The sequence below is a fragment of the Parundibacterium terreum genome (genome assembly GCF_014636315.1).
Taxonomy (GTDB): Bacteria; Pseudomonadota; Gammaproteobacteria; order Burkholderiales; family Burkholderiaceae_D; genus Undibacterium; species Undibacterium terreum.
In genome coordinates this window covers 1-22,018 of record NZ_BMED01000003.1, presented here as the reverse complement: position 1 = coordinate 22,018, position 22,018 = coordinate 1, and the positions used below count along the sequence as shown (strand labels likewise).

Annotated in this window: 36 protein-coding genes; 3 read left to right on the top strand and 33 right to left on the bottom strand. The window is 51.3% G+C overall.

Annotated elements, in window-relative coordinates:
- The first annotated feature begins 40 nt into the window (after window positions 1–40).
- The 3 genes from IEW12_RS14895 to sbcB are packed head-to-tail and all read left to right on the top strand — an operon-like array spanning window position 41 to window position 3,865.
- Window positions 41–1,291, top strand: coding sequence for a sterol desaturase family protein (locus tag IEW12_RS14895; RefSeq protein WP_188566890.1), 1,251 nt, complete (start codon window positions 41–43; stop codon window positions 1,289–1,291).
- Window positions 1,272–2,369: a magnesium transporter CorA family protein gene (locus IEW12_RS14890; RefSeq protein ID WP_188566889.1), complete on the top strand. Its 1,098-nt coding sequence runs from the start codon at window positions 1,272–1,274 to the stop codon at window positions 2,367–2,369. The genes IEW12_RS14895 and IEW12_RS14890 overlap by 20 nt, the downstream gene beginning before the upstream one ends.
- 56 nt (window positions 2,370–2,425) lie before the next feature.
- Entirely contained in the window at window positions 2,426–3,865 is a 1,440-nt protein-coding gene (gene sbcB, locus IEW12_RS14885) for an exodeoxyribonuclease I (protein WP_188566888.1), read from the top strand.
- 63 nt (window positions 3,866–3,928) lie between these two features.
- Here sbcB and IEW12_RS14880 read toward each other — a convergent pair whose 3' ends face one another.
- The 33 genes from IEW12_RS14880 to IEW12_RS14720 form a co-directional block, all read right to left on the bottom strand.
- Window positions 3,929–4,567 (bottom strand): peroxiredoxin, encoded by a 639-nt coding sequence (locus IEW12_RS14880; protein ID WP_188566887.1) that lies wholly within the window; start codon window positions 4,565–4,567, stop codon window positions 3,929–3,931.
- 138 nt (window positions 4,568–4,705) lie between these two features.
- The gene (dsbD, locus tag IEW12_RS14875; protein ID WP_188567518.1) at window positions 4,706–6,514 is read right to left on the bottom strand and encodes a protein-disulfide reductase DsbD; all 1,809 of its coding nucleotides are present in this window, start codon (window positions 6,512–6,514) and stop codon (window positions 4,706–4,708) included.
- Window positions 6,515–6,555: 41 nt separating this feature from the next.
- Window positions 6,556–6,879, bottom strand: a complete 324-nt coding sequence (gene cutA / locus IEW12_RS14870; RefSeq protein ID WP_188566886.1) for a divalent-cation tolerance protein CutA — start codon at window positions 6,877–6,879, stop codon at window positions 6,556–6,558.
- 174 nt (window positions 6,880–7,053) lie between these two features.
- Window positions 7,054–7,449 (bottom strand): 50S ribosomal protein L17, encoded by a 396-nt coding sequence (gene rplQ, locus IEW12_RS14865; RefSeq protein ID WP_188566885.1) that lies wholly within the window; start codon window positions 7,447–7,449, stop codon window positions 7,054–7,056.
- Between the two features lie 130 nt (window positions 7,450–7,579).
- Window positions 7,580–8,557, bottom strand: coding sequence for a DNA-directed RNA polymerase subunit alpha (locus IEW12_RS14860; protein WP_188566884.1), 978 nt, complete (start codon window positions 8,555–8,557; stop codon window positions 7,580–7,582).
- A 141-nt stretch (window positions 8,558–8,698) separates the two neighbouring features.
- Entirely contained in the window at window positions 8,699–9,322 is a 624-nt protein-coding gene (gene rpsD, locus IEW12_RS14855) for a 30S ribosomal protein S4 (protein WP_188566883.1), read from the bottom strand.
- A 165-nt stretch (window positions 9,323–9,487) separates the two neighbouring features.
- Window positions 9,488–9,892, bottom strand: coding sequence for a 30S ribosomal protein S11 (gene rpsK / locus IEW12_RS14850; protein WP_188566882.1), 405 nt, complete (start codon window positions 9,890–9,892; stop codon window positions 9,488–9,490).
- Between the two features lie 44 nt (window positions 9,893–9,936).
- Complete coding sequence (rpsM, locus tag IEW12_RS14845; RefSeq protein WP_188566881.1) at window positions 9,937–10,302, bottom strand: 30S ribosomal protein S13; 366 nt, start codon at window positions 10,300–10,302, stop codon at window positions 9,937–9,939.
- A gap of 28 nt (window positions 10,303–10,330) precedes the next feature.
- Complete coding sequence (gene rpmJ / locus IEW12_RS14840) at window positions 10,331–10,444, bottom strand: 50S ribosomal protein L36 (RefSeq protein ID WP_014004415.1); 114 nt, start codon at window positions 10,442–10,444, stop codon at window positions 10,331–10,333.
- Between the two features lie 38 nt (window positions 10,445–10,482).
- A complete protein-coding gene (gene infA, locus IEW12_RS14835; protein WP_005663428.1) occupies window positions 10,483–10,701 on the bottom strand; it encodes a translation initiation factor IF-1 in 219 nt (72 codons plus the stop codon).
- Window positions 10,702–10,723: 22 nt separating this feature from the next.
- Complete coding sequence (gene secY, locus IEW12_RS14830) at window positions 10,724–12,061, bottom strand: preprotein translocase subunit SecY (RefSeq protein WP_188566880.1); 1,338 nt, start codon at window positions 12,059–12,061, stop codon at window positions 10,724–10,726.
- A gap of 25 nt (window positions 12,062–12,086) precedes the next feature.
- Window positions 12,087–12,518 carry a 50S ribosomal protein L15 gene (gene rplO, locus IEW12_RS14825; RefSeq protein ID WP_188566879.1) on the bottom strand — a complete coding sequence of 144 codons (432 nt, stop codon included), beginning with the start codon at window positions 12,516–12,518 and terminating at the stop codon, window positions 12,087–12,089.
- Between the two features lie 28 nt (window positions 12,519–12,546).
- Complete coding sequence (rpmD, locus tag IEW12_RS14820; protein ID WP_126771746.1) at window positions 12,547–12,726, bottom strand: 50S ribosomal protein L30; 180 nt, start codon at window positions 12,724–12,726, stop codon at window positions 12,547–12,549.
- A gap of 10 nt (window positions 12,727–12,736) precedes the next feature.
- A complete protein-coding gene (rpsE, locus tag IEW12_RS14815; RefSeq protein ID WP_188566878.1) occupies window positions 12,737–13,255 on the bottom strand; it encodes a 30S ribosomal protein S5 in 519 nt (172 codons plus the stop codon).
- Window positions 13,256–13,267: 12 nt separating this feature from the next.
- On the bottom strand, window positions 13,268–13,630 hold the full coding sequence (rplR, locus tag IEW12_RS14810; protein WP_188566877.1) for a 50S ribosomal protein L18: 363 nt from the start codon (window positions 13,628–13,630) through the stop codon (window positions 13,268–13,270).
- Window positions 13,631–13,642: 12 nt separating this feature from the next.
- Complete coding sequence (gene rplF / locus IEW12_RS14805; RefSeq protein WP_188566876.1) at window positions 13,643–14,176, bottom strand: 50S ribosomal protein L6; 534 nt, start codon at window positions 14,174–14,176, stop codon at window positions 13,643–13,645.
- Window positions 14,177–14,186: 10 nt separating this feature from the next.
- Window positions 14,187–14,582 (bottom strand): 30S ribosomal protein S8, encoded by a 396-nt coding sequence (gene rpsH / locus IEW12_RS14800; RefSeq protein ID WP_188566875.1) that lies wholly within the window; start codon window positions 14,580–14,582, stop codon window positions 14,187–14,189.
- Between the two features lie 14 nt (window positions 14,583–14,596).
- Window positions 14,597–14,902, bottom strand: coding sequence for a 30S ribosomal protein S14 (gene rpsN / locus IEW12_RS14795; RefSeq protein WP_188566874.1), 306 nt, complete (start codon window positions 14,900–14,902; stop codon window positions 14,597–14,599).
- Window positions 14,903–14,909: 7 nt separating this feature from the next.
- On the bottom strand, window positions 14,910–15,449 hold the full coding sequence (rplE, locus tag IEW12_RS14790) for a 50S ribosomal protein L5 (protein ID WP_188566873.1): 540 nt from the start codon (window positions 15,447–15,449) through the stop codon (window positions 14,910–14,912).
- Window positions 15,450–15,451: 2 nt separating this feature from the next.
- Window positions 15,452–15,766 carry a 50S ribosomal protein L24 gene (gene rplX, locus IEW12_RS14785; protein WP_188566872.1) on the bottom strand — a complete coding sequence of 105 codons (315 nt, stop codon included), beginning with the start codon at window positions 15,764–15,766 and terminating at the stop codon, window positions 15,452–15,454.
- A gap of 9 nt (window positions 15,767–15,775) precedes the next feature.
- On the bottom strand, window positions 15,776–16,144 hold the full coding sequence (gene rplN, locus IEW12_RS14780; protein ID WP_006464924.1) for a 50S ribosomal protein L14: 369 nt from the start codon (window positions 16,142–16,144) through the stop codon (window positions 15,776–15,778).
- A gap of 253 nt (window positions 16,145–16,397) precedes the next feature.
- Window positions 16,398–16,670, bottom strand: a complete 273-nt coding sequence (gene rpsQ / locus IEW12_RS14775) for a 30S ribosomal protein S17 (protein WP_188566871.1) — start codon at window positions 16,668–16,670, stop codon at window positions 16,398–16,400.
- The gene (rpmC, locus tag IEW12_RS14770; RefSeq protein WP_188566870.1) at window positions 16,670–16,861 is read right to left on the bottom strand and encodes a 50S ribosomal protein L29; all 192 of its coding nucleotides are present in this window, start codon (window positions 16,859–16,861) and stop codon (window positions 16,670–16,672) included. Before rpmC ends, rpsQ begins: the two co-directional genes overlap by 1 nt.
- A 12-nt stretch (window positions 16,862–16,873) precedes the next feature.
- Window positions 16,874–17,293, bottom strand: coding sequence for a 50S ribosomal protein L16 (gene rplP / locus IEW12_RS14765; protein WP_188566869.1), 420 nt, complete (start codon window positions 17,291–17,293; stop codon window positions 16,874–16,876).
- A gap of 2 nt (window positions 17,294–17,295) precedes the next feature.
- Window positions 17,296–18,135 carry a 30S ribosomal protein S3 gene (gene rpsC, locus IEW12_RS14760; RefSeq protein ID WP_188566868.1) on the bottom strand — a complete coding sequence of 280 codons (840 nt, stop codon included), beginning with the start codon at window positions 18,133–18,135 and terminating at the stop codon, window positions 17,296–17,298.
- A gap of 9 nt (window positions 18,136–18,144) precedes the next feature.
- Window positions 18,145–18,477 (bottom strand): 50S ribosomal protein L22, encoded by a 333-nt coding sequence (gene rplV / locus IEW12_RS14755; protein ID WP_188566867.1) that lies wholly within the window; start codon window positions 18,475–18,477, stop codon window positions 18,145–18,147.
- 5 nt (window positions 18,478–18,482) lie between these two features.
- Window positions 18,483–18,758 carry a 30S ribosomal protein S19 gene (gene rpsS, locus IEW12_RS14750; protein ID WP_105530985.1) on the bottom strand — a complete coding sequence of 92 codons (276 nt, stop codon included), beginning with the start codon at window positions 18,756–18,758 and terminating at the stop codon, window positions 18,483–18,485.
- A 10-nt stretch (window positions 18,759–18,768) separates the two neighbouring features.
- Window positions 18,769–19,596, bottom strand: coding sequence for a 50S ribosomal protein L2 (rplB, locus tag IEW12_RS14745; RefSeq protein ID WP_188566866.1), 828 nt, complete (start codon window positions 19,594–19,596; stop codon window positions 18,769–18,771).
- A 2-nt stretch (window positions 19,597–19,598) separates the two neighbouring features.
- Window positions 19,599–19,913, bottom strand: coding sequence for a 50S ribosomal protein L23 (rplW, locus tag IEW12_RS14740; protein ID WP_188566865.1), 315 nt, complete (start codon window positions 19,911–19,913; stop codon window positions 19,599–19,601).
- Entirely contained in the window at window positions 19,910–20,533 is a 624-nt protein-coding gene (gene rplD / locus IEW12_RS14735; protein ID WP_188566864.1) for a 50S ribosomal protein L4, read from the bottom strand. Before rplD ends, rplW begins: the two co-directional genes overlap by 4 nt.
- Window positions 20,534–20,536: 3 nt before the next feature.
- Window positions 20,537–21,193 carry a 50S ribosomal protein L3 gene (gene rplC / locus IEW12_RS14730; RefSeq protein ID WP_188566863.1) on the bottom strand — a complete coding sequence of 219 codons (657 nt, stop codon included), beginning with the start codon at window positions 21,191–21,193 and terminating at the stop codon, window positions 20,537–20,539.
- A 245-nt stretch (window positions 21,194–21,438) separates the two neighbouring features.
- Window positions 21,439–21,756 carry a 30S ribosomal protein S10 gene (rpsJ, locus tag IEW12_RS14725; protein ID WP_188566862.1) on the bottom strand — a complete coding sequence of 106 codons (318 nt, stop codon included), beginning with the start codon at window positions 21,754–21,756 and terminating at the stop codon, window positions 21,439–21,441.
- Between the two features lie 92 nt (window positions 21,757–21,848).
- A partial coding sequence (locus IEW12_RS14720) for an EF-Tu C-terminal domain-related protein (RefSeq protein WP_503826894.1) occupies window positions 21,849–22,018 on the bottom strand: 170 nt, incomplete at its 5' end.

Sequence of the window (22,018 nt, the reverse complement as noted above, 5' to 3'; positions counted from 1 at the left end):
CCATTTTTTCACCTTATCCCCTTCAGGCAAACGGCACACCATGCAAGAAAAAATTATTACATTTGCCAGCCCGGTATTTTTCCTGTTGATCGCCATAGAGTTCATCGTGGGTATGCGGCGCCAGCGCAATACCTATCGCATCAATGATGCACTGAACAGTCTTAGCCTTGGCGTCATGAGCCAGATCGTCGGCGTGTTCCTGAAAGTGCTGGCCGTCGGCGTGTATGCGTGGGTGTACACAAACTGGTCCTGGTTCAAGCTGCCGGGCGACAGCGTGTGGGTCTGGGTATCCGGTTTGCTGCTGTACGATTTCATGTATTACTGGCTGCATCGCATGGGGCATGAAACAGCCATCCTGTGGGCCGCGCATGTCGTGCATCACCAGAGTGAAGAATACAATCTCACCACTGCATTGAGACAAACCAGCACAGGTTCCTTGTTCGGCTGGATCTTTTATCTGCCGCTGGCATTGCTGGGCTATCCGGTCGATGTCTTCATTGCGATTGCACTGATCGATCTGCTATACCAGTTCTGGGTGCATACGCAGCAGATAGGCAAGCTGGGCTGGTTTGATCGCGTGTTCGTGTCGCCGTCCAATCATCGCGTGCACCATGCCGTCAACGACATCTACCTGGACAAGAATTACGGCGGTATCCTGATCCTGTGGGATAGGCTGTTCGGTACCTTCATTGACGAGATGGATGAACACCCCGTTGTGTACGGCACCCGCAGCCCCCTGCGTAGCTGGAACCCCTTGTGGGCCAATCTGGAGGTGTACAAGGCAGTCGCGGTGGACGCCTGGCGCTCCCGCAACTGGTTGGACAAGATTCAGATCTGGTTCCGCCCGCCGGGCTGGCGTCCGGCCGATGTGGCCGCCGCCTATCCATCCAAGGCTTTCGATATCAACCGCCCGCTCTACGATCCGCCTTTAAAGGGTGCTCCGATGTGGTACTGCCTGGCCCAGTTCGTCGTGATACTGCAAATCGCTACACACTTCCTGACTGCCCATCGTAGCGTCTCCGTCGGTGCCGGGCTGGCCTATGCGGCATGGCTGGTGGCCGGTCTGTGGATAGTCGGTGGCTTGATGGAAAAACGCAGCCCCTATCTGCAACTGGAAATCGCCAGGTTGATTGCCAGCCTGCTCATCGTTGTGCTCAGCGGTAACTGGTTTGGCACTTTTGCCTTATCCGCCGCGGCCCAGGCAGTCATCGCCGTCATCTGCATCGCCTCCCTGTGCGCCTTGTGGCCCATCTTCAAACATCGCGACCACTATGGACATCCTGTACATTAACGACAATCAGGTGACGCTGAATCCGGCTGATCCTCCGACCTGCGCCGAGATCAGCAACGGCTTTTTATGGGTAGATACCTGCCACGACGAAGTCAGCGCCGATCCGGAGGCCTGGCGTGAAAAAATCGCCCGCATCACCGGCACCCATCTGTATGACCTGCATCTGAAGGATGTGACCAACCTGTCCCATCCCTCGTATTTCGATTCCACCCAGGATTACGAAATGGTGGTCTTTCGCAAGCTGGCGCTGAATGGAGAAGCGGCGCCCAAGCCTACTGACGATGTATCAGACATCCTGAAACGCAAGATGCCTGCGGCCTTGAACAAACTGGCAACGCAGCCTGTCTCTTTTTTACTGGTCAACCGCGGCCTGGTCACAGTACGCTCCAGCAAGAGCCGCACGATAGAAAGCACGCGCGCGCGCCTGCTGGACTATAAACCGAAAGCCGACGGCAGCACCCACTCCAGCCGCCTGCCGACATCGCCGGAAGAGCTGATGCTGCGCCTGCTGAACGCCATGGTGGACCAGTACCTGGAATTGCGGCAACCGCTGACGCAGCAACTGGACCGCTGGCAGCATGCCTTGCTGGATCCGCGTCGTCCCTTCAACAACTGGCTGGCGCTGCTGGACTCACGCATAGAACTACGCAAGCTGGACAGCCTTTGCGAAGAACAGCACGATGCGATGCAGGAGCTGCGCGACCATATCGTCGATACACATGACGGCAGCAGCCGCGCCAAGGATTTGCTGCTGGTGCGTGTCAACGACGTCATAGAGCATATCAGCCGCGTACTGAACCATGCGCGCAGGCTGGAGGCTTCGCTGGAATCAGCGGTGCAGATCCACTTCGCCGCGATGGCGCACCGTACCAGCGAGATCATGCGCACTCTGACCGTGATTACCGCGCTGTTCATGCCGCTGACCCTGATTACCGGCATCTTTGGCATGAACTTCGAGGTCATGCCCCTGCTCAAGCATGCGTCAGGATTCTGGATCACGATGGGCATCATGCTCTTCATCGTGGTCGTGCTGCTGATCTACTTCCGCAGCAGACGCTACCTGGAAGGCCGGGTATAGGCAAATAGCCTGCTCCGGTCTACACTTCCGCACTCATATTACTCGCCACACACTCCATGTCCCAGCACACCTTTCTTTGGCACGATTATGAAACCTTCGGCGCGCAGGCGCGGCGAGACCGCCCTTCGCAGTTCGCCGCAATACGCACCGATGCCGAGCTGAATGAAATCGGCGAACCCATCATGCTGTATTGCCAGCCGGCGCCGGATTTTCTGCCCAACCCGGAAGCCTGCCTGATTACCGGTATCACACCGCAAACCTGCCTGGAACGCGGTATTCCGGAATACCAGTTTGCGGCGCAGATAGAAAAAGCCTTCTCGCAAAGCGGCACGATAGGCGTGGGCTACAACACGATACGCTTTGACGATGAAATCACGCGCTTCATGTTCTGGCGCAATCTGATCGACCCGTACGCGCGTGAATGGCAAAATCAGTGTGGCCGCTGGGATATCCTGGATATGGTGCGCACGACGTTTGCGCTGCGGCCGGAAGGCATCAACTGGCACAAGCACGAAGACGGCAGGCCCAGCTTTAAACTGGAGCACCTGAGCGCCGCCAACGGACTGGTACATGAGGCGGCGCATGATGCCTTATCCGACGTGCGGGCCACCATTGCGCTGGCAAGGCTGATACGCCAGCACCAGCCCAAGCTGTTCGACTTTTGCCTAGCCCTGCACAAGAAAGACCGTGTTTCTGCTGAAATGGGCTTACCTGCCCGCAAGCCCTTCCTGCACGTGTCCGGCATGATCCCGGTAGAACGCGGCTGCATCACTGCGATGTGGCCGCTGGCCATGCACCCGCAAAACAAGAATGAAGTGATTGCCTGGGACTTGACGCAAGATCCGAGTGAACTATTCACCCTGGATGCCGCCAGCATACAGACCCGCATGTTCAGCAAGGCCGACTCGCTACCGGAGGGAGTGAGCAGGTTGCCGGTGAAAACCATACACCTGAATAAATCCCCGGTCGTTATCGGCAACCTCAATACCCTCAGCGCAGCCAGAGCGCAGCAATGGGGTATCGATACCGCATTGATACAGCATCATGCGCAACTGGCGCTGTCCGGCCCTGACATGAGCATTATCTGGGAGCAGGTATTTGACCGGCCGCAGACAGCGGCAGCAGACGTGGACGAGGACTTGTATGGCGGCTTCGTCGGCAATACCGATCGACGCCTGTTGAATGATCTGCGCCTGATGAGCGTAGAACAATTGGCCAAGGCCAGGCCTGGCTTTCAGGATGCAAGGCTGACGGAATTGCTATTCCGTTACCGCGCCCGCAATTTCCCGGACAGCCTGACGCCGGAAGAGCATCAGCAATGGGAAGAACACCGCGCCGCCAGATTGTATGACGGCTATGCCAATGCGCTGACGGTGGACGACTATTTTGGCCAGATAGACGCACTGGCGGAAACTGCCGGCGAGCGGGAAGAAGCGATACTGGGCGCGCTATATGATTACGCCGAACTAATCATGCCGGAGCCACTGGAAGGCTAGGGCCCGCAAATAAAAAAAGCGCCTGCAAAACAGGCGCTTTTTTTATTGCCAGTAAATGGCCGTTTATTTGTTCGGTTGCGGCGTAATGCGCAGATACGGGCGTGGTGAAGTATAGCCCTTGGGATACTTCTGCTTGATCACTTCTTCATCCTTGACCGACAGAGGAATGATCACGTCATCACCGTCGCGCCAGTTGCCTGGGGTAGCGACTGTATAGCCATCCGTCAACTGCAGTGCATCGATTACCCTCAGCACTTCGTCGAAGTTACGGCCTGTGCTCATCGGATAGGTGATGATCAAACGGACTTTTTTCTTGGGATCAATCACAAACAGCGAACGCACGGTCGCAGTTTCAGACTGATTGGGATGGATCATGTCGTACAGGCCAGCCACCGACTTATCAGCATCGGCAACAATCGGGAAGCCGACTACAGTCTTTTGCGTATCTTCAATATCCTTGATCCATTGCAGATGAGTTTCTGCAGGATCGACAGACAGCGCAATGGCCTTGACATTGCGTTTGTCGAATTCAGGTTTCAGCTTGGCCGTCAGACCCAGCTCTGTCGTGCAGACCGGGGTAAAGTCGGCGGGGTGTGAAAACAGGACGACCCAGGAATCGCCTGCCCAATCATGGAACTTGATTTTACCGATAGAGGAATCTTGCTCGAAATCAGGAGCGGTGTCGCCTAAACGCAGTGTCATAGTGTTCTCCAATAAAAGCTGAAAGTATCAATATAATGCCAGTAGGATGCAAGTTCAACAACAAACTTGTCAAATGCTTATATCTACAGGCGTATATGCTGCCTATGCCGCGCACTAAGCTTCCACACTCAGCTTCGCTTAAATTCCCTCTACCCGTCCCAGTGAACCGGCAAACTTGTCCGGATTCTGGTAGCCGATCACGCGTCCGCCCTTGATTTCCTGGCCCTGCTTATTGAAAAAGATGATGCCGGGAGGCCCAAACAGATTGAAGCGTTTCAGCAGCGCTTTGTCGTCGGCATTATTGGCAGTAACGTCAACCTGCAACAGCAGCATCTCATCCATCCTGGACTTGATTTTCTGGTTGGTGAAAGTCAGCTTTTCCATTTCCTTGCAAGACACGCACCAGTCGGCATAGAAATCCAATACTGCTGTCTTGCCCTTGGACTGCGCCAGCGCCTGGTCCAGCTCAGACACAGAGCGGATGCGCGTGAATTTAACGCCGTGCTCCTGGTTTCCGCCAAAATGCGCCAGCGGCGCGAAAACATCACGCCCACCGGTGCTGACGCCGATCAGTTGTACGGCACCCAGCAGCGTAAATATCAAGGCAAATGCCTTGGCGACATTACCGCTATTTTTACGCAAGAACAGCAGGTAAAGGCCATAGCCGATCAGCAATGCAGCCCAACCCGCCATCTGCAGCCAGGCAGGCAATACAGGCGATACCAGCCACAAAGCCATTGCCAGCATCAGCACGCCGAAGAATTGCTTGATGCTCTCCATCCACATGCCGGCGCGCGGCAATATGCTGCCGGCGGACACGCCTACCAGCAACAGGGGCACGCCCATACCTATCGCCATCGCAAACAGCGCAGCGCCGCCAACCACCACGTCACGGGTCTGACTCAGATACACCAGGGCTCCAGCCAAAGGCGCAGCCACGCATGGGCCAACTATCAACGCCGAGATCGCGCCCATGACGAACACACCCATCAATTTGCCGCGGCGCTGGCCGTCAGAAGCCGCGCTCAGCTTGGTTTGCAGTGCGCCCGGCACCTGCAACTGGTAAACATCGAACATTGACAAGGAGAGTATGACCATCAGCAGAGCGAACGCACCCAGCACCCAAGGGTTCTGCAAGGTCGCGGCCAATCCGCCGCCCAGCAAGCCGGCAGCAACGCCCAATGCCGTGTACACCAGGGCCATACCCATCACATAACTGAAAGACAGGATAAAGCCGCGGCGACGGCTCACTCCGGCGCCTTCGCCGACGATAATGAAAGACACGATAGGCACCATGGGCAATACGCACGGTGTGAAGGACAGGCCCAGGCCCAGCAACAGGAACAAGGGCATGATCACGGTCAGCTTGCCGCTTTTCAATGCAGAACTGATGCTGCTGCTCTCTGCATCATCTGCCACGCTGGGGCCTTCCGCAGGCACTTCACTGGACGCGTTCGCAGGTGTCTGGGCGCCGAGGCTAACGGTCGGGGTCGGTGCCGGAGCAGCATTGCCGCTGCTGGTGCCGCCAGCCACCGTCAACTTGGCAACCGATTCCATCGGTGAGTAGCACAGGCCCTGGTCAGCACAACCCTGGCTGGTGATACGCAGGTTGAAGTCGCCGGATGCCTGTACAGGGACGCGGAATACCAGGCTCTTGCGGTAGGTTTCCACTTCCTTCTGGAAGGTTTCGTCGAACTTGACCTTGCCTTTTGGCAGCTCCGGTGTTCCCAGCGTCGCATTGTCTGCCTTGAACTGCAGGCGTTCACGATACATGTAGTAGCCGTCGGCGATCTGATAAGTCACTTCGGCAACGCCCGGCTCTACCATCTTGGCAGAAAATTTGAATGCCACCTCCGGATCCAGGAATTCATCTTCCGCATGCGCGGACATGCTGAACAGCAATGCCGCCATGCAGAGCATCACCAGTGCGCCCAAAAACCGGATCATGCGCTGTCCGTTGCTGGTCTTATATTCAAATGCCAAAGTATTCATTTACTTCCTGTTTCCTTGAGGACCCATTGCAGATAGGCGGGTAAGCCAGCTGCGACCGGGATTGCGATGATTTCCGGTACTTCATACGGATGCAGGTTTTCTATCAAAGCCTGCAATTCCGCGTACCTTGTCTGAGTGGATTTGATCAGCAAGGCAAATTCTGTTGATGTTTCCTGCCGGCCATTCCAGTTGTAGAAAGACCGCATTTCCGGCATTACGTTCACGCAAGCCGCATAATTATTTTTAAGTATTTCTTCAGCCAGTTGCTGCGCACTTGCTGCGTCCGGTACATTGCAGATAACCAGCAGAATTTGATCCATTTTGCTCACGCCTTGATACTGGACGTCTCGCTTGCAGTAACACTCTCTATTGTAGCAATATGGGCCGATTCTTGCGCGGGACCAAAAAATCCTGGGCGCGGGCGAAAAAAAAGCCAGGCTTAGCCTGGCTTTTAAGTATTACTTGTCTGACACTAGGTCGACATGAAAGCAGAATTATTCTGCTGTCGGTGCGTCTGCAGCATCAGTGACTTCTGGACGGTCCAGCAGTTCTACGTATGCCATAGGAGCATTGTCGCCAACGCGGAAACCCATTTTCAGGATACGCAGGTAGCCGCCATTGCGGTTAGCGTAACGTGGGCCCAGTTCTGCGAACAGTTTGACAACCATTTCGCGGTCGCGCAGGCGGTTGAATGCCAGACGCTTGTTTGCCAGTGTATCTGTTTTACCCAAAGTCAGAATCGGCTCGATAACGCGGCGCAGTTCTTTTGCTTTTGGCAAAGTTGTTTTGATTGCTTCGTGACGCAGCAGGGATACTGTCATGTTGCGCAGCATCGCCAAGCGATGGGAAGAAGTACGATTCAGCTTACGTAAGCCGTGACGGTGACGCATGGTATTTCCTTTCGATTTAAAAAATTCCAGCTCTTCTATCACTGCCGGTGCTGACTGAACAGCGCGGCAGTGCGGGCCGGTAATACAGGTACTACGGACTAATGGGCAGCCAGGCTGCCCACACTACAAATTATTTTTCCAGACCGGCTGGTGGCCAGTTTTCCAGCTTCATGCCCAAGGACAGACCACGGGATGCCAGAACTTCCTTGATTTCGTTCAAGGATTTGCGACCCAGGTTTGGTGTCTTCAACAGTTCGTTTTCGCTGCGCTGGATCAGATCGCCGATGTAGTAGATATTTTCGGCTTTCAGGCAGTTTGCGGAACGTACTGTCAGTTCCAGATCGTCCACTGGACGCAGTAACACTGGATCGACCATAGGTGCGCGGGACGGTGCTTCCGCTGCAGCTTCGGTGCCTTCCAGGGCGGCAAATACGTTCAATTGGTCAACCAGAACGCGAGCGGACTGACGAATTGCTTCTTCAGGAGTGATCACGCCATTGGTTTCGATATTGATAACCAGTTTGTCCAGATCGGTACGCTGTTCCACACGTGCAGATTCAACTGCATAGGAAACACGGCGTACTGGGGAGAACGATGCATCCAGAATGATACGGCCGATAGTCTTGTTCGCATCTTCGCTCAGACGGCGAACGTTACCTGGCACATAGCCACGGCCTTTTTCTACCTTGATCTGCATGTCCAGCTTACCGCCGGCAGTCAGATTGGCAATAACGTGATCCGGGTTGATCAGTTCTACGTCATGCGGCAGATCGATGTCGGAAGCCAATACGGCGCCTTCGCCATCTTTTTTCAATGTTAGTGTGACTTCATCACGGTTGTGCAGCTTGAAAACGATACCTTTCAAGTTCAACAGGATGTCAACTACGTCTTCCTGAACGCCGTCCAGGGAAGAATATTCGTGAACAACACCGGCGATTGTCACTTCGGTCGGCGCGTAGCCTACCATCGAGGACAACAATACACGGCGCAGAGCATTGCCCAGTGTGTGGCCATAGCCACGTTCAAACGGTTCCATCACGACTTTAGCGTGACCGGCACCCAGCATTTCCACATCGATAATACGTGGCTTCAACAGATTGTTTTGCATGAAAGTCCTTTTCAATACCCTCGGCTCGTTACACCGATAAGGCTGAATGGTTTTCTATACATCGCAAGGATGTATAAATCACCTGGTGGCACAAAGAAAAAAGCCTGCCTATGGGTATAGGCAGGCGGTGAAACTTGAATATTAACGTGAATACAATTCGACGATCAGGGATTCGTTGACGTCATGAGCGATGTCGCTGCGGTCTGGCATGGACTTGAAAGTACCTTCCATTTTCTTCGCATCAACAGCTACCCATGAAGGCATGCCGCTTTGTTCTGCCAGGGACAGAGCTTCAGCGATACGCACTTGTTTTTTAGCTTTTTCACGAACAGCGATAACGTCGCCGGCTTTTACTGTGTAAGAAGCGATGTTAACAACGATGTTGTTAACTGTGAATGCTTTGTGGCTGACCAATTGACGTGCTTCAGCGCGCGTGGAGCCGAAGCCCATACGGTAAGCAACGTTGTCCAGACGGGATTCGAGCAGTTTCAACAGTGTTTCGCCTGTGTTGCCTTTTTGACGATCGGCTTCAGCGAAATAACGGCGGAATTGACGCTCCAGAACACCGTACATACGTTTAACTTTTTGCTTTTCACGCAATTGGTTACCGAAGTCAGAGGTACGAGCACCGGAAGTGCGACCATGCTGGCCTGGTTTTGCATCTAATTTGCATTTTGAATCCAAAGAGCGACGTGCGCTTTTCAGAAACAGGTCCGTGCCTTCGCGACGGGATAGCTTTGCTTTTGGTCCGATATAACGTGCCACGATAATTTCCTTTTATTAAATGACGCAGAGCAGGGACATTACCCCGCTGCGCTAGTCTGATCTGCCTGCTATCAGACGGTGGTCTTACGAACAAAACCCACCAAATTTATTGGCGGGTTGCATTCTAACGGTAAAACCGTCAGAAAGATAGTAGGTTCTCTACTATTAGATACGACGACGCTTTGGAGGGCGGCAGCCGTTGTGTGGAACTGGAGTAACGTCCTGGATCAGGGAGATCTTGATGCCCAGGTTGTTCAGTGCGCGTACAGAGGATTCACGGCCTGGGCCTGGTCCTTTGATACGAACTTCCAGATTCTTGACGCCGCATTCAACAGCAACTTTACCAGCTGCTTCTGCTGCAACCTGCGCTGCAAACGGTGTCGATTTACGCGAACCTTTAAAACCAGCACCGCCAGCAGTTGCCCATGACAGCGCATTGCCTTGACGATCAGTGATCGTGATGATGGTGTTGTTAAAAGAAGCGTGAACGTGTGCAATACCTTCAGCGACGTTCTTTTTAACTTTTTTACGAGCGCGTGCTGCGGCCGCGTTGTTTTGTGCTTTTGCCATGACTATTCCTTGAATCCGTAGGCTAGTTTAACTGCTTACTAGGATTATTTCTTCAGAGATTGCGCTGCTTTACGTGGACCTTTGCGTGTACGTGCATTAGTACGTGTACGCTGACCACGGCAAGGCAAGCCCTTACGATGACGCAGGCCGCGGTAGCAACCTAAGTCCATCAAACGTTTGATGTTCATCGAGATTTCACGACGCAGATCACCTTCAACGATGAATTTTGCAATTTCATCGCGAAGCTTTTCTAATTCGTTGTCATCCAGATCTTTGACCTTTTTATTGGTCAATACACCGGTTGCCTCGCAGATGTGTTCTGCGCGTGGGCGGCCAATACCATAGATAGCTGTCAAGCCGATTACGGTATGCTGATGATTTGGGATATTAACCCCTGCTATACGTGCCATTCGTTATTCCTCGATCAATAACGTTAAATTAACCTTGGCGCTGCTTATGGCGTGGTTCTGTGCAAATAACACGAACAACACCCTTGCGCTTGATGATCTTGCAATTGCGGCAAATCCGCTTAACTGATGCGAGAACTTTCATTTTTGCCCTCTTTCCTTTGCTTCTAATTCACTTTTAATTTACTTGGTTCGGAACACTATTCGCGCCCGGCTCAAATCATAAGGCGTCAATTCCACTGTCACCTTATCACCTGGAAGGATGCGGATGTAGTTCATTCGCATCTTCCCGGAAATATGGCCAAGTACAACATGCCCGTTTTCCAACTTAACTCGAAATGTTGCATTCGGAAGATTCTCTAGAATCTCGCCCTGCATCTGTATAACGTCGTCTTTTGCCATTCGATCTGCTGTTCCTCTGGGCCTACCTAGAAGGAATTCCGCCCTTGAAATTTGCTTTACGAAGAAGCGATTCGTATTGCTGTGACATCACATAGTTTTGTACTTGTGCCATGAAATCCATGGTGACAACTACGATAATCAACAAAGACGTACCACCGAAATAGAACGGTACCTTCCAACGCGCTTGCATGAACTCAGGCAACAAGCAGACCAGCGTGATATAAACCGCACCAGCCAGTGTCAAACGCATCAAAATCTTGTCAATGTAACGAGCTGTCTGGTCACCAGGACGAATTCCAGGAACAAACGCACCGCTTTTCTTCAGGTTCTCTGCTGTTTCCTTGCTGTTGAATACCAACGCAGTGTAGAAGAAGCAGAAGAATACAATTGCAATCGCATACAGCAAGGCGTGGATAGGCTCACCAGGTCCCATCGATGCCGCCAGGTCTTTCAGGAAGCGGACAAAACCGCTATTGGAAGACTCGGCGCCTTTTGTAAACCAGCTGACTATCGTCGCCGGGAACAAAATAATCGACGAAGCGAAAATAGGAGGAATAACACCCGCCATATTCAACTTCAAAGGCAAATGGCTGCTTTGACCACCGTACACCTTGTTACCGACCTGGCGCTTGGCATAATTCACCAAGATCTTGCGCTGACCGCGCTCGATAAACACAACCAGGAAAGTCACTGCTGCAACGATCAAACAAATCAGAATCGCGGATATCGCGCTCATCGCACCGGTATTCACCAGCGAGAACAAACCACCCAGAGCACCTGGCAAACCTGCTGCGATACCGGCAAAGATAATGATGGAAATACCATTACCCAGACCTCGTTCGGTAATCTGTTCGCCGAGCCACATCAGAAACATGGTGCCGGTAACCAGAGTAATCGACGTCGTCAGACGGAATGCGATACCAGGTGCAATCACCAAGCCCGGCTGGCCTTCCAATCCGAACGCAATGAAGTAAGCCTGAACAAGAGCCAACACCAGCGTGCCATAACGCGTGTACTGCGTTATCTTCCTGCGACCGGATTCGCCTTCTTTTTTCAAGGCTTCCAGCTGCGGAGAGACGATCGACAGCAATTGCATGATGATAGACGCCGAAATGTACGGCGTAATACCCAGTGCAAATACTGCAAAACGCGACAACGCCCCACCGGAGAACATATTAAACATACCCAGGATACCACCCTGGTTTTGCTTAAACAGGTCAGCCAGTGCATTCGGGTCTATACCTGGAACAGGTATATGCGTACCAATCCTGTATACAACCAGCGCCGCCAGCAAAAACCACAGTCTTCCCCATGGGAATCCGCTTGCAGCACTTTTAGCTTGTTGTGGAGATGTTGCCAATTATTGCTCCGGTGTCAGCACTCTATTAAGCGACTGTGCCGCCAACAGCTTCGATTGCAGCTTTCGCGCCCTTAGTGACGATCAAGCCGTTCAAAGTAACTTTTTTAGTGATCGCGCCGGACAGGATCACACGTACTACACGTGCGAGGTCGCCGATGACACCAGCTTGTTTCAAAGCCAGGATATCGATTTCGGACACTGGCAGATTTTCCAGGTCGGTCAAACGAACTTCTGCTTTATAAGGCGTTGCCAAGGATTTAAAACCACGTTTAGGCAAACGGCGTTGCAAAGGCATCTGACCGCCTTCGAAGCCGACTTTATGAAAGCCGCCTGAACGGGATTTTTGACCTTTGTGGCCGCGACCCGCTGTCTTACCCAAACCAGAACCAATGCCGCGACCAACACGACGTTTGTAGTGTTTTGCGCCATCTGCTGGCTGTATGCTATTCAATTCCATAATTTGCTCCGATCGCAAACCTGACGGCTTACGATACAACCTTCACAAGATACGAGACTTTGTTGATCATGCCGCGTACGGATGGCGTGTCTTGCAATTCGGATACCGAATTAACGCGACGCAGACCCAAACCGCGAACGGTTGCACGATGGGACTCACGAGTCCCGATCAAGCCTTTGACCAAAGTTACTTTTACTGTCTTTGTCATTTCGCTCACCTTAGCCCAGAATTTCTTCAACGGTCTTGCCGCGCTTGGCAGCGATTTCCGAAGGAGTACTCATCTTGGACAAACCATTCAAAGTAGCACGAACCATGTTGTAAGGATTAGTGGAGCCGTTGGACTTAGCCACAACGTTCACAATACCCATTACTTCAAAAATCGCGCGCATTGGGCCGCCGGCGATAACGCCAGTACCGTCTTTTGCAGGAGAGATCATCACAGATGACGCGCCGTGCTTGCCGGTAACGGTGTGTTGCAGAGTACCGTTCTTCAAAGTCACTTTGATCATCTTGCGACGTGCTTCTTCCATCGCTTTTTGCACGGCTACTGGAACTTCTTTCGATTTTCCTTTACCCATGCCGATACGGCCGTCGCCGTCGCCTACTACTGTCAGTGCTGCGAAGCCCATGATACGACCACCCTTAACCACTTTGGTTACACGGTTGATCGCGATCATTTTTTCGCGCATGCCATCATCCGGCTTGTCAGCCGCTGTTTTCGCTTGCATTTTTGCCATGACGAATTTTCCTTAGAACTTCAAGCCAGCTTCACGCGCGGCTTCTGCCAACGCCTTGATGCGGCCATGGTAACGGAAACCGGAGCGGTCAAACGCAACTTCGGTAACCCCTGCTTTCAATGCTTTCTCCGCAACGCGCTTGCCAACCAGAGTTGCTGCTGCTGCGTTGCCGCCATTGCCGGATGCTGCTGCCAACTCTGCACGTACTTCCGCCTCTACGGTGGAAGCCGACGCCAACACTTTGGCATCTGCGCCAATGATGTTCGCGTAGATGTGCTGGTTGGTACGATGCACGGCCAGGCGGGTCACTTTGAGTTCTGCGATCTTGGCACGGGTTTGACGTGCGCGGCGCAGACGTGATTGTTTCTTGTCCATCGTCAACCCCTATTACTTCTTCTTGGTTTCTTTAATCACAACCACTTCGTCCGCGTAGCGGACACCCTTGCCTTTATAAGGCTCTGGGCTGCGGTATGCACGAACTTCAGCTGCCACCTGACCTACGCGTTGCTTGTCAATCCCTTTGATCAGGATCTCAGTCGGCGTTGCTGTAGCACACGTCACGCCTTGCGGCATTTGGTGGATAACTGGGTGTGAAAAACCCAAGGACAGATTCAATTTATCGCCTTGTGCTTGCGCTTTGTAACCAACGCCAACCAGGGTCAATTTACGCTCGAAGCCTTTAGTAACGCCGTTGACCATGTTGTTGACCAGAGCACGCAGGGTGCCGGTCATTGCATTGGCTTCACGTCCGTCATTAGCCGGAGAAAAACTGAGTGTACCGTTGTCGTTTGCTACTGTTACCAGGCCGTTCAGACCTTGTGTCAGCGCGCCCAAAGGGCCTTTTACTGTAATCTGCTCTGCCGAGATCTTAACTTCAGCACCTGCTGGCAAAGCGATTGGCATTTTACCTACTCGAGACATCTTGCACTCCTTAGGCGACGTAGCAAATCACTTCGCCACCGACACCGGTTGCGCGCGCTTTGCGGTCAGTCATAACGCCTTTTGGTGTGGAAACAATCGCCACTCCCAAACCGTTCATCACATTTGGAATCTCGTCTTTACCTTTGTAAATACGGAGACCTGGGCGTGAAACACGCTCCAAACGCTCAATAACAGGACGTCCTGCGTAATATTTCAATCCGATTTTCAATTCGGATTTGCCTGCAGCTTCAGAAACTGCGAAATCTTCAATGTAACCTTCATCCTTCAGGACGCTAGCGATAGCAATCTTGACTTTGGAGGATGGCATTGCAACGACAGTCTTTTGAACAACTTGTGCGTTACGGATGCGGGTCAGCATATCGGCGATAGGATCGCTCATACTCATTGCATATTCTCCTATTACCAGCTGGCTTTAGTCATACCCGGGACTTCACCACGCATGGCGACTTCACGGAGTTTAATACGGCCCAAACCGAATTTACGGAATGTTCCACGTGGGCGACCTGTCAAAGAGCAGCGATTGCGCTGACGAGTCGGATTGGAATTACGTGGCAATGCCTGCAACTTCAGACGAGCAACATAACGCTCTTCTTCAGTTTTTGATTGGTCATCAATGATGGCCTTCAATTCGGCGCGTTTGCCGGCGAATTTCTTCACCAGGTCAGCACGCTTTTGCTCACGATTAATCAGTGCCAGTTTTGCCATGGCGACCTCAGTTTCTGAACGGGAATTTAAATGCGGCGAGGAGCGCTTTCGCTTCTTCGTCGGTCTTTGCTGTCGTTGTGATACTAATATTCATACCACGCAGCGCGTCAATCTTGTCGTACTCGATCTCAGGGAAAATGATCTGTTCCTTGACACCGATGTTGTAATTACCACGACCATCAAACGCACGACCAGACACACCACGGAAGTCACGTACACGCGGCAGAGCCACAGTAATGAAACGATCCAGGAATTCATACATCTGAGCGCCACGCAAAGTTACCATACAACCAATTGGGTAACCTTCACGAATTTTGAAACCAGCAATCGCTTTACGCGCTTTGGTTACGACTGGCTTTTGACCAGCAATCTTAGTCAAATCACCAACGGCGTGCTCAATGATCTTTTTGTCGGCAATAGCTTCCGACAAACCCATATTCAGGGTGATCTTGGTAATGCGAGGCACTTCCATTACTGATTTGTAAGAGAACTTCTCTGTCAAATCGCCAACAACTTTGTCTTTATAAAATGCTTGTAGACGGGCCATGATTACGCCTTCACAACTTCGCCAGTCGACTTGTAGATACGGACTTTCTTGCCATCCACTACCTTGAAGCCTACACGGTCTGCTTTGCCAGATGCAGCGTTAAACAACGCAACATTTGAAACATGAATCGGCATCACTTTATCCACGATGCCACCAACTGCGCCAGTCATTGGGTTAGGCTTAGTCGCTTTTTTAGCAACGTTAACACCTGCGACAACAACGTATTCGCCATCAATGCTTTGCAGCACTTGACCACGCTTACCTTTGTCTTTACCCGTCAAGACGATGACTTCGTCGTTTTTCAGAATTTTGCTCATCACAACCCCTTACAGCACTTCTGGAGCCAGCGAAACGATTTTCATGAAGCGCTCAGTACGCAGTTCGCGTGTCACTGGGCCGAAAATACGAGTTCCGATTGGTTCGAGTTTTGCATTTAACAATACTGCAGCATTGCCGTCGAACTTCACCAGGGAACCGTCTTGACGACGTACGCCCTTGGCTGTGCGGACAACAACAGCGTTGTAAATCTCACCTTTTTTTACACGACCGCGAGGAGCAGCAGATTTCACAGTAACTTTGATTACGTCACCGATACCTGCATAACGACGCTTGGAGCCGCCCAATACCTTGATGCACAAAACTTCGCGCGCACCAGTATTGTCAGCCACTTCCAGCCGGCTTTCTGTTTGAATCATAATGTTCTCTTTCCCAACTTAATCCACATAATCCGCACAATGCAAATTTGTAGTCAGTCTTGGTCCCGCCAGCCAACCCACTATTTGTCAGAATTAACAACTAACAATGCACGAGCCAACTGATTAGGTGGACGAATTTTTTAACCACTTCCACAACAACTGCGTGTCATGAAAGGCATTTAGGCTGTCATTCGCATGCTTTGCAAATGACAGCCAACTATTATTACACTAAAAAACGAATTGTGCAATAAATTTATACTACTTGTGCGACTTGAACCACACGTGTCACTGTCCAAGCTTTAGTCTTGGAGATAGGACGACCTTCTTGAATTTCAACGGTGTCGCCGGCCTTTGCCTGGTTCGCTTCATCGTGTGCGTGGTACTTGTTAGTACGAACGATGATCTTGCCATACAAAGGATGCTTGACGTGACGCTCAACGACCACTGTTACGGTCTTGTTCATCTTGTCGGAAACAACCTTGCCAATCAATGTGCGCTTCAATGCCACTTTAACTTGATCGTTCATTATTTGGCATCCTTCTGATTCATGACAGTTTTTACGCGTGCGATATCACGACGAACTTTCTTGAGCTGGGAAGTATTGCTCAGTTGTTGCGTAGCGATTTGCATACGCAGGCTAAACTGGGCCTTCAGCAGTTCATTCAGCTCTTTGGTCAAAGCCGCCTGGTCCTTGCCCTGGAGTTCAGATACTTTCATTTTCAACTCCTATTATTGGCCGACTTGACGGACGACGAACGTTGTCAATAACGGCAGTTTAGCTGCAGCCAAGCGGAACGCTTCGCGTGCCAGCGCTTCATCGACACCATCCATCTCGTACAGCATCTTGCCTGGTTGAATCTCGGCAACATAGTACTCAGGATTACCCTTACCGTTACCCATACGGACTTCAGCAGGTTTTTGTGAAATTGGCTTATCTGGGAAAATACGGATCCAGATACGGCCACCACGTTTGATGTGACGAGTCATCGCACGACGTGCAGCTTCGATTTGACGCGCAGTAATACGACCGCGGCCAACCGCTTTCAGACCAAACTCACCAAAAGAAACAGCAGTACCACGGGTATGCGAGATACCCTTGTTGCGGCCTTTTTGCTCTTTACGATACTTTCTGCGTGCTGGTTGCAGCATGATTATTCTCCTGCTTTCTCAGCCGGTGCTGCTACTGCGCCATCAGCCTTGGTGCGAACACGTTTAGCTGCGGGAGCTGCTGCTGTACCGGGTGTGTTTTGTCCTTCTGGGCGCTTGGCGCGAGGACGGCTATTTGGCTTACCATCATCACGACGCGGACCACGACGTTTTTTGTCGTCTTCTGGAGTGGATTCGATTACAGGTGCATCGCCGTTTGCCAGACGATCGCCTTTGTAAACCCAAACCTTAACGCCAATAATGCCGTATGTAGTCGATGCTTCGCCGAAGCCGTAGTCGATATCAGCACGCAGAGTATGCAGAGGCACACGGCCTTCGCGATACCATTCTTTACGCGCGATTTCGATACCATTCAAACGTCCGCCGGACATGATCTTGATACCCTTGGCACCCAGGCGCATCGCGTTTTGCATCGCGCGCTTCATTGCGCGACGGAACATGATACGTTTTTCGAGCTGCTGAGCGATAGAATCAGCGATCAGTTGTGCGTCGATTTCTGGCTTGCGGATTTCTTCGATATTGACGTGTACAGGTACGCCCATCAATTTCGCGAGATCTGCCTTCAGGATTTCAATGTCTTCGCCTTTTTTACCGATTACAACGCCTGGACGGGAGCTGTAAATAGTAATACGGGCATTTTTTGCTGGACGCTCAATAGTGATACGACCTACTGATGCGTTTTTCAGTTTCTTCTTCAGGTATTCACGTACCTTCAGATCTTCACCGAGCATGGAGGCAAAGTTACCATTGCCTGCATACCAGCGGGAAGACCAGTTACGTGTAACCGCAAGACGGAAACCGGTTGGATGTATCTTCTGTCCCATCGTGACTCCTTAGTTACCTACAGTCACGTAGATGTGACAGGATTGTTTAGAGATACGATCACCACGACCTTTAGCACGCGCTGTGAAGCGCTTCAAGATCGCACCTTTTTCAACATAGATAGTCTTTACTTTCAACTCATCGATGTCAGCGCCATCATTGTGTTCGGCGTTTGCAATTGCAGACTCCAGAACTTTCTTGATGATTGTTGCGCCTTTTTTCGGGCTGAAGGCCAAGATGTTCAATGCTTGATCTACTTTTTTACCGCGAATCAGGTCAGCCACCAGACGACCTTTTTGCTCAGACAGACGCACACCGCGCAGAATTGCTTTAGTTTCCATCATCGCACCTATTTCTTAGCCTTTTTATCGGCGGCGTGACCCTTGAACGTACGAGTCAGCGCGAATTCGCCAAGTTTGTGACCAACCATGTTTTCGGATACATACACAGGCACGTGTTGCTTGCCGTTATGTACAGCGATCGTCAAGCCTATGAAGTCCGGCATAATTGTCGAACGACGTGACCATGTCTTGATTGGCTTTTTGTCTTTGATTGCTTGCGCAGCCTCGACTTTTTTCACCAGGTGGGCGTCGCAGAACGGCCCTTTTTTCAATGAACGTGTCATGAGTTATCCCTTATTTCTTACCACGGCGTGAGACGATCATCGAAGTCGTGCGCTTGTTGCGACGTGTCTTCTTACCCTTGGTCTGTTGACCCCATGGCGATACTGGATGACGGCCGGCTGCAGTTTTACCTTCACCACCACCGTGCGGGTGATCGACCGGGTTCATGACCACACCGCGAACGGTAGGACGAACACCACGCCAACGCATCGCACCAGCTTTACCAATTTTGCGCAGGTTATGTTCGCCATTACCTACTTCACCAACTGTCGCGCGGCATTCGATATGGATGCGACGAACTTCGCCGGAGCGCAAGCGCACCTGAGCGTAAGTACCATCACGAGCCATCAGAACAACTGCGGCGCCGGCTGTACGAGCAATTTGCGCACCTTTGCCTGGCAACATTTCCACGCAGTGCATGGTTGTACCGACTGGGATGTTGCGAATTGGCAGGCAGTTACCGGTTTTGATCGGAGCTTGCGAACCGTTCATTACCTGATCGCCAACGGACAGACCTTTTGGAGCGATGATGTATTGACGCTCACCATCCGCATAGCACAACAAAGCGATGTGCGCTGTACGGTTAGGATCGTATTCAATACGCTCTACTTTTGCCGTGATACCGTCTTTATTGCGACGGAAGTCGATGACACGATAGTGCTGCTTGTGACCACCACCGATATGACGGGTAGTGATGTGACCGTTGTTGTTACGGCCGGCAGTTTTCGATTTCTTTTCCAACAGAGCGGCAAACGGACGACCTTTGTACAGGCCTTCTGTTACCACTTTTACCATACCACGACGACCTGGCGAGGTTGGCTTCATTTTAACGAGTGCCATGCTTATGCCCCCTCGGTGAAGTTAATTTCCTGACCTGGCTTCAAGCATACAAAAGCGCGTCTTGTATGGTTGCGGCGGCCATTAAATTTACCGGTACGTTTTTGTTTGCCTTGACGGTTAGCCACTTGAACGGACTCAACCTGGACTTTAAACAACAGTTCAACTGCTGCTTTGATTTCCGGCTTGGTCGCATCTGGCATTACCAGGAAAACTACTTGCTCGTTTTTCTCAGCGACCATAGTCGCTTTTTCGGAAATAACTGGAGCCAGCAGCACTTTCATCAGGCGCTCTTCGCTGTGCTTAACTATTGCGTTCATGCCAGCATCTCCTCAATCTTTGCCAACGCTGCTTTAGTGATCAACACTTTCTTGAAGAAAACCAAGGAAACTGGATCAGCATAACGCGGCTCAACAACCAGGACATTCGCCAGATTGCGGGCTGCCAACATCAGGTTTTCATTGAATTCTTCAGTGATAACCAGAACGGAATCCAGACAACCCAATGCTTTCAGCTTTTCGGACAACAGTTTTGTCTTAGGAGCTTCAACAGTCAGGCTATCAACCACACTCAAACGGTCTTCACGAGCCAACTGAGACAGGATCGAGCAGATACCTGCGCGATACATCTTCTTGTTAACTTTGTGAGAGAAGTTTTCGTCTGGGGAGTTCGGGAAAATACGACCACCGCCGCGCCACAATGGAGAAGAGGACATACCGGCACGTGCACGGCCTGTACCCTTTTGACGCCAAGGCTTCTTGGTTGTGTGGTGAACTTCTTCACGATCTTTCTGTTTGCGATTACCGCTACGTGCATTCGCTTGGAATGCAACAACGACTTGATGAATCAAGGCTTCGTTGTAATCACGACCAAAAATAGTGTCAGGTGCAGCAACGTTGGACGCTGCCTGGCCTTGTGCATTTAGGAGCTTCAGTTCCATAGATTAAGCTCCCTTCTTGGCTTTAACTTTAACAGCAGGCGAAACAATCACCTGACCATTTTTCGCGCCTGGTACGGCACCCTTCACCAGCAACAACTGGCGCTCAGCGTCAACGCGAGCGATTTCCAGATTTTGCACAGTGCGAGTCGCATCACCCAGGTGACCAGTCATGCGCTTACCAGGGAAAACACGACCTGGATCCTGCGCCATACCGATAGAACCAGGTACATTATGCGAACGGGAGTTACCGTGAGTTGCACGACCAGAAGAGAAGTGATGGCGTTTGATGGTACCGGCATAGCCTTTACCAATTGTCACGCCCTGCACGTCCACTTTCTGACCAGCTTCAAACAATCCAACAGGCACAACATCGCCTGCCTTCATTTCTGAGGCTTTTGCAGATTCAACGCGGAATTCTTTGAGGACAGTACCAGCTTCAACACCTGCTTTTGCAAGGTGACCGGCTGCCGCTTTAGTAACACGCGACGCACGGCGCTGACCGAAAGTTACCTGAACAGCGGAATAACCATCTGTTTCAGGAGTTTTGATTTGTGTCACGCGGTTGTTGGATACATCCAATACTGTAACTGGAATTGAATCCCCGTCATCAGTAAAGATACGCATCATACCAACCTTGCGACCAACAAGGCCCAAGCTCATTGTTTTCTCCATTCTCACCTACGATTGGGTGAGGCTGACTGTTTAAAAAACTTAAACGCATAGGCCCGCAAAATGCGAGCCGACACCTAAGCCTTCGATTATAGCTTGCAGAAAAAAGTTTTACAAGACTATTTGTTTGAAAATGCCAAAAATTGTGGTATGTGACATTTTCCAATAATTTGAAACTTTGAAATCTCCGGCAATCAGCTCAATAAAAACCAAAAGCCGGATTCTTCGAATTTCTATTATTGCAATTTGATTTCTACGTCCACGCCTGCTGGCAAGTCCAGTTTCATCAACGCATCAACTGTTTTGTCTGTTGGATCAACGATGTCCATCAGGCGTTGGTGAGTGCGGATTTCAAACTGGTCACGGGAAGTTTTGTTCACGTGTGGGGAACGAAGAACGTCGAAACGCTGGATACGTGTTGGCAAAGGAACTGGACCTTTAACAACAGCGCCGGTGCGCTTTGCTGTTTCAACGATTTCGAGTGCCGACTGATCGATCAACTTGTAATCGAAAGCTTTCAGACGGATACGGATTTTTTGATTTGTAGCAGACATGTTACTTCCTTATAAAGAGCGATCTGCGGACGGTGGCTTGCGCCAGGCGCCCGCAGTATTTAACAAAGAGCGAGAGTATTTATTTAAAATAATTACTCGATGATTTTTGCAACAACACCAGCACCAACAGTACGGCCACCTTCGCGGATCGCGAAACGCAGACCTTCTTCCATCGCGATCGGGTTGATCAGTTTTACTGTGATCGACACGTTATCGCCTGGCATGACCATTTCTTTGTCTTTCGGCAACTCGATCGAACCAG